The sequence below is a fragment of the Streptomyces sp. NRRL S-495 genome (assembly GCF_000966955.1).
Lineage (GTDB): Bacteria > Actinomycetota > Actinomycetes > Streptomycetales > Streptomycetaceae > Kitasatospora > Kitasatospora purpeofusca.
In genome coordinates this window covers 1-12,277 of record NZ_JZWY01000604.1, presented here as the reverse complement: position 1 = coordinate 12,277, position 12,277 = coordinate 1, and the positions used below count along the sequence as shown (strand labels likewise).

The 12,277-nt window shown below is 74.8% G+C and carries 11 protein-coding genes; 6 read left to right on the top strand and 5 right to left on the bottom strand.

Translation table 11 applies throughout. From position 1 onward, the window contains the following. Window positions 1-194: 194 nt before the first annotated feature. The gene (locus VR45_RS28615; RefSeq protein WP_045942744.1) at window positions 195-1,124 is read right to left on the bottom strand and encodes an NAD-dependent epimerase/dehydratase family protein; all 930 of its coding nucleotides are present in this window, start codon (window positions 1,122-1,124) and stop codon (window positions 195-197) included. A gap of 179 nt (window positions 1,125-1,303) precedes the next feature. Then, window positions 1,304-1,843 carry a hypothetical protein gene (locus tag VR45_RS28610; protein ID WP_078896911.1) on the bottom strand — a complete coding sequence of 180 codons (540 nt, stop codon included), beginning with the start codon at window positions 1,841-1,843 and terminating at the stop codon, window positions 1,304-1,306. Window positions 1,844-2,101: 258 nt separating this feature from the next. On the opposite strand from VR45_RS28610, the gene VR45_RS28605 reads away from it, so the two are divergent. The 4 genes from VR45_RS28605 to VR45_RS28590 all read left to right on the top strand — a co-directional run bounded on the left by VR45_RS28605 (window position 2,102) and on the right by VR45_RS28590 (window position 5,477). Further along, entirely contained in the window at window positions 2,102-2,338 is a 237-nt protein-coding gene (locus tag VR45_RS28605) for a DUF397 domain-containing protein (protein ID WP_037781797.1), read from the top strand. A gap of 745 nt (window positions 2,339-3,083) precedes the next feature. After that, entirely contained in the window at window positions 3,084-3,578 is a 495-nt protein-coding gene (locus VR45_RS28600; protein ID WP_030396879.1) for a hypothetical protein, read from the top strand. Between the two features lie 128 nt (window positions 3,579-3,706). Further along, the gene (locus VR45_RS49140; RefSeq protein ID WP_234326267.1) at window positions 3,707-3,943 is read left to right on the top strand and encodes a hypothetical protein; all 237 of its coding nucleotides are present in this window, start codon (window positions 3,707-3,709) and stop codon (window positions 3,941-3,943) included. A gap of 583 nt (window positions 3,944-4,526) precedes the next feature. After that, the gene (locus VR45_RS28590) at window positions 4,527-5,477 is read left to right on the top strand and encodes an acyl-CoA dehydrogenase family protein (protein WP_052709447.1); all 951 of its coding nucleotides are present in this window, start codon (window positions 4,527-4,529) and stop codon (window positions 5,475-5,477) included. Between the two features lie 72 nt (window positions 5,478-5,549). Here the strand turns inward: VR45_RS28590 and VR45_RS28585 are convergent, their stop codons facing one another. Next, window positions 5,550-6,770 carry an aminoglycoside phosphotransferase family protein gene (locus VR45_RS28585; protein WP_234326264.1) on the bottom strand — a complete coding sequence of 407 codons (1,221 nt, stop codon included), beginning with the start codon at window positions 6,768-6,770 and terminating at the stop codon, window positions 5,550-5,552. Window positions 6,771-7,232: 462 nt separating this feature from the next. On the opposite strand from VR45_RS28585, the gene VR45_RS28580 reads away from it, so the two are divergent. After that, window positions 7,233-8,717, top strand: coding sequence for a hypothetical protein (locus VR45_RS28580; RefSeq protein WP_045942742.1), 1,485 nt, complete (start codon window positions 7,233-7,235; stop codon window positions 8,715-8,717). Window positions 8,718-8,795: 78 nt separating this feature from the next. On the opposite strand, the gene VR45_RS28575 is transcribed toward VR45_RS28580, so the two are convergent. Next, complete coding sequence (locus VR45_RS28575) at window positions 8,796-9,155, bottom strand: PAS domain-containing protein (protein ID WP_030396875.1); 360 nt, start codon at window positions 9,153-9,155, stop codon at window positions 8,796-8,798. A 368-nt stretch (window positions 9,156-9,523) separates the two neighbouring features. Here VR45_RS28575 and VR45_RS28570 point away from each other — a divergent pair, with 368 nt between their 5' ends. Then, on the top strand, window positions 9,524-11,032 hold the full coding sequence (locus VR45_RS28570) for a hypothetical protein (RefSeq protein WP_045942741.1): 1,509 nt from the start codon (window positions 9,524-9,526) through the stop codon (window positions 11,030-11,032). A 100-nt stretch (window positions 11,033-11,132) separates the two neighbouring features. Here VR45_RS28570 and VR45_RS28565 read toward each other — a convergent pair whose 3' ends face one another. Then, window positions 11,133-11,978, bottom strand: a complete 846-nt coding sequence (locus VR45_RS28565; RefSeq protein ID WP_045942745.1) for an undecaprenyl-diphosphate phosphatase — start codon at window positions 11,976-11,978, stop codon at window positions 11,133-11,135. Window positions 11,979-12,277 lie beyond the last annotated feature (299 nt).

Genomic DNA, 12,277 nt, shown 5'->3' with positions numbered 1-12,277 from the left:
CGGTGGGCGGGGAGATCCGGGCGGACGAGGACGAGACGCTCGCGGTCGGCTGGTACCCGCTGGACGCGCTGCCGCCGATGGGCGAGCGCGAACTCGGCTGGATCGACCGGGCGGTGTCCGGCCCGGCCGAGACGGCCTTCCAGTGGGACGGCGCGCAGCGCCCCTGAGCCCGTGTGTCCCTGCCCCCCGACCCCCTAGAGGGTGCGGAACCAGGCCGCCGTCCGCTCCAGGCCCTCGCGCAGCGGGACCGGGCGGACGTCGGGGAACAGCTCGCGCAGCCGCGCGTTGTCGGCCTGCGAGTCCCGGACGTCGCCCGGCCGGGGCTCGGTGTGGGCGACCTCGACGGCGTGGCCGAGCACCGACTCCAGCTCGCCGACCAGTTCCAGCAGCGAGGTGCGGGTGCCGAAGGCGAGGTTCACCGGGTCCGCGCTCACGACCCGGCGCAGCACCGCGTCGGTGATCACCTGGGTGACGGTGCCGACGAAGGTGAAGTCCCGGCTCTGCCCGCCGTCCCCGTGCACGGTCAGCGGCCGCCCGGCGAGGGCGGCGTCCAGGAAGGCCGGGACGACCGCCGCGTAGGCGTGCCCGGCGGGCTGCAGCGGGCCGAACACGTTGAAGAACCGCAGCGGCAGCACGCCCAGCCCGTAGCAGTGGTGGTAGGCCGCCAGATAGGCCTCGGTGGCGAGCTTGCTGACCGCGTACGGGCTCATCGGCGCGGTGCGCATGGTCTCCCGCTTGGGCAGCTCCCGGTTGGCGCCGTAGACCGAGGAGGAGGACGCGGCCGCCACGTAGAGGCCCCCGGCGCGGCGGGCGGCCTCCAGGACCTCCAGGGTGCCGGTGGCGTTGGCGTGGTGACTGGCCAGCGGATCGGCCACCGAGCGCGGCACGGAGGGCAGCGCGGCGAGGTGGACCACCGCGTCGGCACCGGCGAAGGCCTCGTCCAGCAGCGCCGGGTCGAGAACGGTGCCCTCGTGGAGCACCGCCCCGGTACCGACCAGATTGGCCTTCTGCCCGGTGGAGAGGTCGTCCACGACCCGGACCTGGTCCACCTCGGGCCGGGCCAGCAGGGCCCGGACCAGGTTGGCCCCGATGAATCCGGCTCCGCCGGTGACGACCACACGCATGGCTGAGGTTCCCCCCTCGCGACGGCCCGGCCCGCTCGGCCGGCCCCGCGCCGATGGTAGCCGCGCGGTCACCCGCCGTGTGCCGGAACGCCGAGAACGGCCGGAGGAGGCAGGAAGCGGCCACGGAAGGCCGTCGGTGGTCGTCGGTGGCCCCGCCCCCGTCGGCGCCCCGGGCCCGGTCAGCCCTTGGGCTGGCGGTACGCCTCCTCGGCGGCGTCCAGCACCGCCGCCAGGTCGCCGCCGGCCGTGGCGGTGGCCACCGCGGCCACCGCGCCCTCGACGAACGGGGCGTTGGCGAACCGCACCGGGAACGGCAGACCGTGCTCGTCGGCCTCGGCGAGCAGCGCCCGGACGGTGGTCACCGCGCCGCCGAGGTCGGCCAGGACGACCACGCCGTGCCCCTGGTCGACCCGGCGGGTGGCGGCGGCGACGAGCACCGCGCTGATGCCGGGTCCGGCGACGAGGTCCCCGCCGGTGCCGGCCACCGGGGCGGGTGCGGGGGCGGCGGTCAGCGAGAGCGCCAGGGCGCGGACGGCGTTGGCGAGTTCCTGGCTGTGCGAGACCAGGACGACCCCGACCCGGCCGTGCACGGGCGGACGGCCGGGGGTGGGCCGGGGCAGCGGGGTGGTGGCGGGCGGGGTGCGGGGCGCCGGCGGGTGCGCCGAGGCGGCCTCGGAGATGGGGATGACATCGGCGCGGGTGCCGTCCCGGCGGCTCATCGGTTGCTCCTCGGGGCGTTCGGAGGGGGGCTCCCCACACTCTGGCAGTTCGCCCGCCGCGCGCCCGCGCGGGACACGCGCCCCCGGGGGTGCGCCGGGGCGTGCGGATCGGGGCCCGCCCGCCGTCGACGGTCCGTACTCCTCCGGCCGGTGGAGACCTGGTGATCCCGCTGACCGGGGCCGTTGCGGTGACTAGGCTGGGCGTGTTCAGGCCGTCGGGAGGAGAGAGCAGCAGTGGCAGCCAACAGCGGGACCGGGGTGGAGGCGACCGAGGTGGTGGAGCTCGCCGCGAGCGGGAAGCCGAAGGTGGACTTCACCGGGGCGACCTGGCTCTTCAGCAGCCAGGGTGTCGGGGACGTCCAGATCGCCTTCGTGGACGGGTACATCGGCATGCGGGACGGTCGTCAGGAGGACGGCCCGATCCTGGTGTTCACGCCGGGGGAGTGGCGGGCCTTCGTGCTCGGCGCGCGGGACGGCGAGTTCGACCTCACCTGACCGGATCCGGGGGTCGCGGCCCTCGCCGGGTGCCGGTCCGGGCCGTCGGGTCGGCACCCGGATACCCCTCAGGGGTGTCCAGGGAGCGGTCGTACGCCCCCGAAGGTCTCCGGCGGTCATCATTCCGATCACATTTGAACGTGCCCCGTCATAATTTCTGTTGACTGCTGGACAAACGCAGCTCAGAGTATGAGCACAGGCAGACGCCGTGCCCACCGCCCCCACGCGGCCAGACACGGCGCCTGCTGTGCGACCCGGCAGCGCTGCCGAGCCTCCTCCCAGTCATCCCTCTGCGCACCGGGGGTGCGTCGGCCGGTCCCGGCCCACAAGGGGCCGGCAGTCGCCGGGAGGATGGCGCCGTTCCCCGAGAGCGACTCAGGGGCGGCACCGTGCTCGGGACCCGCACGCCCCCACGCGGCGGCGTCCCGAGCAGGTCTGCGGGAGCGACGGGCCGGGGCCCCGCAGACCTTGCTTGTGAAACATGGAACTGTTGGCTTGTGTGCTGTGCGGCGCGACGGCGGAGCTGGGTGCTCGGCACGACGGTGTGCACAGTGAGGGAAACGCGTGTAGGGCCGCGTTGCGACAGGCCGTCCCCCCGGAGGGTGAAACCCAGAACGGCTGCCGTGCTGAACCGAACGTAGCCCGGACGGTTGCTCAGAGTCAACATTGGTCTCTGAGCGTGGATCTCCGTCCGGCGCCCCACCCACCCCGCGAGCGCGGTGTGGCGGGCACGTACGATGTTCCCATGTCTTTTCTCCGCCGTCGCTCCGGTCAGCCCACCGGCCCGGACTTCGACGTGCTCGCCATGGACCCGGGCGACTGGCCCGGCGACTTCGGTGCAGCCATGATGACCGGCCCGGACGGCGCCTGCCAGGGGATTTTCCTGCGCTACGACCTGTTCGGCGGCAGAGGCCCGGCGATGTTCATCGGCAACCTCCCCGAGGGCTCGCCGGCCCGCGAGACCGGCGACAGCGTGCCCTTCGAGGTGCGCCAGCTGCTCGCGGCCCTGGAGAACGAGGAACCGGTCGACTTCGTCTCGGCGGAGGACTTCCCCGTCATGCTCGGGGACGACCTGCTGATCGTGAAGAAGGTCAAGGTCAGCGAGGGCCGGGTCTTCTGTGCCCAGTTCGGCCGGAGTGACGGGGTGCAGGTCACCATCGCCTCCTGGGACCGGCCGATTTCGGACGATCTCTACCAGTTGCTCAAGCCGCTGCCCGCGGACATGTTCCAGCAGGGCTGAACAAGGCGGGCCGATGGCCCGGAGGGCGGCGTTCCGGTTCCCGTTCCGCCGCCCGCCGAACGTCCGCCGGGTCGTCCGTCGGGACATCCGCCGGACCGTCCGTCGGGACATCCGCAGAGGCGCCCGCCGTGGGTACGGGCGTGCTGCGGACCCCGATGTTCACCCAGATGTTCACCGAGATGTTGATCGCGACGTCCGCGGAGTCGCCGGTCGAGGAGTCCGGTGAGGCGTCCGGCGAGGTCTCCGTCGCGATTTCCGCCCCGACCTGGGCCGCTTCACCCGCGTCCGTGCCTCGGGCGCTGCTTGACGGCTTCGATCACGGCTTCGTAAAGTCGCGAACATGCCGTGCCCTCTCCCGCTGCTGACCCGTCGCAGCTACCTCGACCTGCGGCGCACCGCCAGCGCGGCGTGTCCGGGTCACTGAGGGGGATTCGTCCCCGAGGCGGCGGACGGCCGGCCGAGGGGCCGGCGCCGATCCGGGGGTGGCCCTTGTGCCGGACCCCGGGTCCCGGGGTGGGCATCGAGCCGGAGTCCCGGGCCGCCACCAGGTACCGCGCGCCCGTCCCGGCGTGCCGCCCGCCATTCCCCGCACCAGCCGACGGGGGTGCCGGCGCCGACAGTGGAACGGCCGAGCCCCCGACGACAGCGGAGGCGTGGCCGTGCCGACCGTCGGCACCGGGCCCGAGCCCCGCCGGCGGGTGCGGACCCCGAGCCCACGCTGCCGCCCCGGAGGCCCCAGCCCCATGAGTACCGTCGCTGCCGACCAGTCACCCGCCGTCCCGTCCCCCGGCCCCGCGCCCTCCCCCGTCGAGGCCGCCCTCGCGGGGCTGCCCCGGGTCGTCGACCTGCTGGCCGCCCGGGCCGAGGAGCACGACCGCGACGCGACCTTCCCGTACCCTCGCCGACACCGTTCAGGTCCTGGTCCAACTCGGGCGCGGGGACGCCTCGGTGGCCGTGGTCACCGCGTTCACCCTGCTCCAGCACGCCGAGCAGGCCCGGACGGCGGGCTGGCCGACGGCCGGTTACCGGCGGCTGCTCACCGAGTCCCGGCGCGGTCCGGCCCTGGTCAACACCCTACGGGCGGAGCCCGGGAGCCGTGAGGGCGAGCCGCCGGCCACGGTGGCGCGATGGGACGGCGAGGCCTGGCTGCTGACGGGCCGCAAGACGTACTGCACCGGCGCCGAGGCGCTCGCCTGGATGGCGGTGACCGCCCGGACCGACGAACCGGTGCCCCGGACCGGCACCTTCCTGGTGCGCGGCGAGAGCGAGGGCCTGGAGGTCGATCCGACCTGGGACCAGCTCGGCCTGCGGGCCAGCGCCAGCCACGACGTGGTCCTCGACGAGGTACGGGTACCGGCCGAACTGGCCCTCGGTCTGAACCCGCCCGGAAGCGGCGCCGGAAAGGGAGCGGCCGCTTCCGCCGCTGCCGTCCCGGCGGCCGAACTGGCCCGGGCCTGGCACGATCTGGCGCTCTCGGCGGTGGCCGTCGGGGTGGCCCGCTCGGCCCAGGACTGGCTGGTGCGCTTCCTGCACCAGCGAACTCCGGCCAATCTGACCGAGCCGCTCGGCAGCCTGCCCCGCTACCGCAGCGCGCTGGGCGAGATCGAGGCCCAACTGATCGGTGCCGAGGAACTCGTCCACGGTCTGGCCGCGCGGGTGGACCGGGCCGAGCCGGAAGCGGTGGCCCGGACGGGGCCGGCGCACCTGTTGGCCACCCGGGCGGCGACGGCCGCCGTCCAGCAGGCCGTCTCGCTCACCGGGAACCCGGGGCTGAGCCGGCGTCACCCGCTGGAGCGGTACCTGCGGGACGTGCTCAGCAGCCGGGTCCATCTGGCCCCGGACGAGGCCGTCCTGGAGGCCGCCGGTCGGGCCGCCCTGGAGCGCGGCGTGCGGCACTGACCGGCGGTCCTGCCGGGTCTCCGGGACGGCCCCGTCCGGAGGGGTGCCGCCCGGTGCCGGGCCGGACGGGCCTCACCTGGTCCCGACGGCGGCCCGGACGGCCCGGCGGGCCAGCGCGGCGTCGTCGTAGAGCCGGCGGATCATGATCCGCTGCTCCTCGCCGGCGCCCGGCACGTCGTACAGGCGGATCTCCCGCATCAGCACCAGCACCAGGTTCACCAGGAACGCGTCCCGGGCCATCGTGCCGCCGCTCTGGGCGAGTTGGCTGATCTGCCGACGGGCCGCGGTGTCGCCGGAGAGGACGCTCCAGAGCACCGCGAGGTCGTAGCCGGGCAGGTACCAGCCGGCCTGCTCCCAGTCGACCAGCACCGGCCCGGACGGCGCCAGCAGCATGTTGCTGAGCAGCGCGTCGCCGTGGCAGAGCTGGAGCGGACCGTGGCCGAGCCCGTGCAGCAGACCGCGCAGGTCGCCGGCGTCCCGGTCGGTGAGCTGGCCCACCGAGTGGTAGCGGGCGATCTCCAACTGGTAGTCCAGCCGGGGCTGGAAGACGTCGGTCGGCGGGCGCCACAGGTTGAGCGTCCGGACGGCGGTGAGCAGCGCGCGCACCTCGCCGGGCGTCGGGGCGTTGACCGGGTGGCGCTCCCGGGCGGCCGGCCGCCCGGGGACGCGCTCCATGACCAGCACGCAGCGGTCGTGGTCGGCCGCCACCAGCCGGGGCAGCCGCACCGGCGGACGGTGCCGCACGAAGGCCCGGTAGACCGCGACCTCGTGGTGGAAGTCGGCGACCAGCTGTTCGAAGTACTCGCTCCGCACGGCCTGCGGGGCGAGGCACTTGGCCACCACCGGCGCCCGGCCGATGGTGCCCGCCACCAGGATGTGGCGGCTCCCCTCGCGCAGCACCTGGCGGGGGGTGAAGGCGGGGCATATCCGCGCGACCCCGGCGAGGGCGGCCCGGACGGCCGGGGTCTGGAGCGCGGAGGGGTCGATCCGCTCCTGCGTCATGGGCTGGCCCGGCCGGGTCGGCGGGCGCAGCAGCCGGCCGTCGCCGGGGCGGACGGCGGGGATCCGGGCGCCGGGCACACGGGGGCCGGCGGTCTCGGCCGGGCGCAGTCCCAGCGCGGTCCGGGCGGCCTGGCCCCGCGTGTCCCCGGACCGGCCGTCGGCGGCGCGCGGGGCGGCGGGCCGGGACGGCGGCGGGACCTGCTTCGGGCCGGGACGGCCGACGGCTGCGGTGGGGGGGCGCAGCGCGGTGCGGGTCGTGGTCGGCGTCGGGGAGGTCGCTGAGGAGTACATGGGGTGAGGGTGGTCCCTTCCTGTCCGTCTGCGGGTGCGGCCCCGCAGGGGGTTGCGGGGAGGGCCGGTGCCGCGTGCTTCCTGGCGTGACGGCGGCCCTGGTCGGTCGGGTGGTGCGCGGGCGCCGGGCACGGACGCCGGGGCCGGAGCCCCGTGCTGCGGCGGTGGACCGGCCGTCCGCACCCTGGGGAATGCGGTCGGCCGGTACTGCCGTGGCCGTGCCCGGCGCTCCCGCGCCACCCCCTCGGGTGAGGACCGGGAGTGCCCCGCGACCCGTGCGGGGGAACCCCGTACCGGCCTGGGACACCGCCCGACCCGGGGGTCGAGGTGGCGCACCTCTACATCACACCCGGATGCCGGTGGTTGGTAATGTGGCGGACCCTGGCGAAGCCTGGCGAATGCTCGCCCGGCACATGACGGAGCCTCTAGCCTCGAACCAGCCGAGGAACCTGGGGGCTTCACGTGAGCAGGGGACCCAACACCCGACTCGCCGATCTGTTCGTCCTGACCGGATGGTCGAAGGGCGAGCTCGCACGGCTGGTCAACAGGCGCGGTGCCGCGATGGGGCAGCAGCAGCTGTCCACCGACACCTCGCGGGTGCGGCGGTGGATCGAGCAGGGGGAGATCCCGCGCGATCCGGTGCCGAGGGTACTGGCAGCCGTGTTCACGGAGCGGCTCGGCCGTGTCGTCACCACTGAGGACCTCGGTCTGGAACGACACCGGCCCACCAGGACCGGAGCGGCGCAGTCCGCCACCTCGTCACCATGGGAGCCGGATCGAACGGCCGCGGTCCTCACCGAGTTCACGGGAATGGACCTCATGCTGAACCGACGTGGATTGGTGGGCGCGGGTGCCGCGCTCACGGCGGGGGCGGTCGTCGCCGACTCGCTGAAGGGCTGGCTGGGAGGGGCCGAGGTCGCGTACGCGGCGTCGGCGCCCGGACCGCGCCCGGTGCTCACCCAGGGCGGCGCCCGACCGGTGGTGGACCTGTACGACCCGGGCCCGGTCGGGCTCGACGAGGTGGAGGCGCTGGAGCGCTCGGTGCACGTGTTCCGGGCCTGGGACGCGGCCCGCGGCGGCGGTCTGCAGCGCAAGGCGGTGGTGGGCCAGCTCAACGAGGTGGGCGGCCTGCTGACGCACCGGCACAGTCCGGCCGTGACCCAGCGGTTGTGGCTGGTCGCGGCCAACCTGGCGGTGCTGGCGGGCTGGATGTCGCACGACGTGGGCCTGGAGCCGACCGCGCAGAAGTACTTCATGCTGGCGGCGGACTCGGCCCGGGAGGCCGGCGACCGGCCCCGGGCCGGGGAGGCGATCTCCCGGGCGGCGCGTCAGATGGTGCACCTCGGGCGGGCGGACGAGGCGATCGGCCTGATGGCGGCGGCCAAGGCGAGCGGCGGCCGGATGTTGCCGAGAACGCGCGCCATGCTGAACACCGTCGAGGCCTGGGCGCACGCCTCGATCGGGCAGTCGCAGGCGACCTGGCGGCTGCTGGGCGAGGCGGAGGAGCTCTTCGCCGAGGACCCGGACGGTCCGCCGCCGTCCTGGATGCAGGTCTTCGACGAGGCGGAGCTGCGCGGGATGCAGGCGCTGGTGCTGCGCACGCTCGCCGAGCACGACCGGGCGGCCGCCGAACAGGCCCGCCGGCACGCCGAGCGGGTGATCCGGCTGCGGGAGGGGACGGGGCAGCTGCGGTCGGCGCTGTTCGACCGGATCACGCTGGCCTCGGTGCACTGGCTCACCGGGGAGCCCGACGCTGCGGACACCCAGTGCAAGCTGGTGCTGAACCTGATCGGCCAGAACTCCTCGCACCGCACCTGGGACCGGCTGCGGGAGATGTACCGGTTGACCGCGCGCTACCGGGGGGTGCCGGTGGTGGACGAGCTGCGGGAGCAGCTGGGGCGGGAGCTGCGGGCGGCGGACGCGAAGAAGCGGCCCGCGCGCGCCTGACCCGGGCCCGGAACGGGCGGACCGGATCGGGCGGACCGGATCGGGAGTGGCTCGGCCGGGGCCGTGCGGGCCGGTGGGTCAGGAGGGGTTCGCGGGGCGCAGCAGCATGCGCAGTGCGGTGACGGTGCCGTCGGTGCCCAGCACGGGCTCGCCGGTGCACTCGATCATGCCGTGCCCGCCGTCGGGCCGCCGGACCTGGAGGGTGCCGAAGGCGTACCGGCCGTGCACCAGCGCGTCGGTCATCATCCGGCGCAGCTGCGGCCGGTCCGCCTCGCTCAGGCGGTCGGGCAGCCGGTCCAGGCTGAGCGGTCCGTGTCCGGGGTCGCAGCCGAGCAGCCGGTAGGCCTCGGCGGACCAGCGGACGTCGTCGGTGAGGAGGTCCCACTCGGCGGAGCCGATCACGGCCGCGCCGGTCGAGGTACGGATGGCGCTGTCCACTCTTTCGCCCACCGGCCCCTCGCCGTCCGTCGCGCCCTCGTTCGGGGGCGCGACGGGTGGTGGGCCGGACGCGGGCGACTTTTGCATGGTGAGTCCAGTGGTCCGTTCGTGGAGAGCGGCCGGTGCGTGGTGGCATCGACTGTCGCACAGCGGTCTCACCCTTGTGGGCGATTTGGACAGATCGCCGTCAAAGTTCCCCCGGCATATGCCAGTGCGCACAAAGGGCCGGTCGCCCTGTGTGCGACGGGCTGCCCGAGGCGGTAACCTTCGGTGATTCCGGCGCCCGGGCGCCCACCGCAGTACCCACCAGAGACCCCGGCGACGGAAATCCCGTTGCCACTACGACCGCCGCAACGGATGCTGACCTCATGTTCGAGCCAGTGATAGCACCCAGTGCCAGCCTCCTCGGCCTCCTGCAGCGAGGTCGCGGTGACGGGCAGCTCCATGCGCTGGCCGCCGACCGCACCGAGGCCATTGCCGCACTGGAGGAGTGCGTCACCAGGGACCCGCGAGCCGACTGGCAGGTCGAGAACCGTTCCCTCTACTACGCGCGCCTCTACATGGAACTGGAGGCGCCGCTCGACGGGATCGAGGACCACCTCCACTCCCCGGAGGACCTCCTCGACGAGGACGAGGCCCGCACCGGCCTCGCGCTCTCCGTCCTGGGCCACCTCGCCGCGTACGGCCGGCGGGACGCGCTGCTCATGCTCCGCGAGTACGCCGCTACCGGCACCAACTGGGCCTGGGCGCTGGACGAGCTCGCGCTGCGCGACGACGACCGCGGCCTGCTGCTGCTCGGGACGGCCGTACTGGACCGCTTCGCCCCGGGCCCCGAGGGCGACGCCGAGCTGCGCGAGACCGTACGGAGCGCGTACGAGCCCAGGCCCTGGCGGCTCTGGGCCGCCTACCACCCGAGGGTCGCGGCCGCCAGCGAGCAGGCCCCCTTCGACGTGTGGCAGCGCCAGCTGAACCGCAGCGGCGTGACCCCGGGCTGGTCCACCGCCGATGTGCTGGCCTGGGCCGACCAGGGCGAGCTCGGCGGCCTCGGTGCCGCGGCCTTCGCCGGCGGCCCGGTCCGTCCCGGGGCCTCGCACGACGGCGGACCCGGTCCGGACGCGGTGGACCGCCGCGCCGCCGCCGCCGCCCGCTGCCTGGCCGCCGTGGTCCGGCCGGAGGACCGGCCCGCCGTCCTGGAGGCGGCCCGCACCGGTCTGCCCGGTGCCCGCCGGGCGGCCCTGCGCCACCTCGTCGACCGGCAGGACCCGGCCGCGGCCGGGCTGATCGAGGCCGCCGCGGCGGAGGTCGACGACCGGCTGGTCCGGTTCGCCCTGGAGCTGCTCGGGCGGATGCGCGGCCCGGAGGCGCTGGCCCACGCCCGCCGCTGGGCCGATCCGGCCACCGGGGGCGCCGACAGCGCCCTCGGCGAGGCCGCCGTCCGGCTGCTGGCCGACGCGGGCGAGCCCACCGACGCCCCGCTGGTGGTGGGCGGGCTGCGCCGCTGGGTCCTGCTGCACGGGGTGTCCGGCGCCGACGCCGGGCTCGGGACGCTGGTCGACGGCGCGGGGCGGCTGACCGCCACCGAGGCCGTCCCGGTCCTGCGCCACATCTACGGCGAGGCCGTCTCCTCGGAGCTGCGCGGCCGCGCGGCCCGGGCGCTCGCCGCGACCGACGTGCACTTCCCGGAGGGGCCGGCCGTCGAGTGCCTCTGGGACTGCGAGGAGTCCACCCGGGAGCTCGCCGCGAGGCATGTCGCCACCACCGGCGACGCCCGCGTGCTGGAGCGCCTGCGCCGCCTCGCCGCCGACCCGGCCGAGGAGGCCGAGGTCCACGCCGCCGTGCGCGGCCGACTCACCTCCGCCCGCGAGCGAAGCCGCTAGGGCGCCGCAGCGGAACGACTGAGCGGGCCGGTCCACCACGAGGGTGGACCGGCCCGCTCAGTCGTTCCCGGGGACCGGGTGAGTGGAATGGAACGCGGTTCTACTTCGCGACCACGCCGGCGTCCGGCGCCAGGGTGCCCACGGACACCAGGACGATGATCAGGATGCCGAGCGCGATCCGGTAGACCACGAACGGCATGAAGCTGTTGTTCGAGATGTACTTCAGGAACCAGGCGATCGCCGCGTATCCGACCACGAAGGCGATCCCGGTGGCCAGGATGGTCGGCCCCCAGGCCGGTGCCGGGCCCTCGCCGATCTTGAACAGTTCCAGCAGGCCGGAGGCCAGCACCGCCGGGATCGCCAGCAGGAACGAGTACCGGGCCGCCGCCTCGCGGCTGTAGCCGAGCAGCAGGCCGGCGCTGATCGTGCCGCCGGAGCGGGAGACGCCCGGGATCAGGGCGAGTGCCTGGGCCATGCCGTACGTCGCAGCGTGCGGCAGGGTCAGCTCGGAGATCGGCTTGGCGTGCCGGACCGCCCGGGTGCGGTCGGCGATCGCGAGCACCACGCCGAACAGGATCAGCGTGCTGCCGATGATCCGCAGATCGCGCAGGTCCTGTTCGATGGTGTCCTGGAACAGCTTGCCCAGGATGCCGATCGGCAGCGTGCCCATGATCACGAACCAGCCCATCCGCGCGTCCTGGTGCGAGCGCAGCGCGGGCCGGAAGAGCGAGAGCGTCCAGGTCTTGATGATCGCGGCGATGTCGCGGCGGAAGTAGATCAGCACGGCGGTCTCGGTGCCGAGCTGCGTCACCGCGGTGAACGCCGCTCCCGGGTCCTGCCAGCCGAACAGGGCGGGGAAGACCCGGAGGTGGGCGCTGGAGGAGATCGGGAGGAACTCGGTGAGCCCCTGGATCAGGCCGAGGACGGCCCCGTGGAACCAGTCGATCACCGGACACCCGCCCGGGGTATCCGTCGGTCGATGCGCATGAAGCGTTCCTTGTTGGTCGGTGCGGGAACGGCCCTGCGAACCGGTCGGCGCGGTCCAGTGGCGCGGTCCGATGGCAGGCGAACGACCGGTCCCGCCCGGCGCTCGGGCCGCGCGCGGGCCCGGCGTCCGCCTGATGCTACGCCGTTCGGGTGACAGCTTTTCGCCCGCCCCACCCCCGGCGCACCGTCCGTCGCCCCGTTCCTCCCTGCTTCCTCCCCTTTCGCCCGGATGCCGCCCGGATGCCGCCCCGGTGCCGC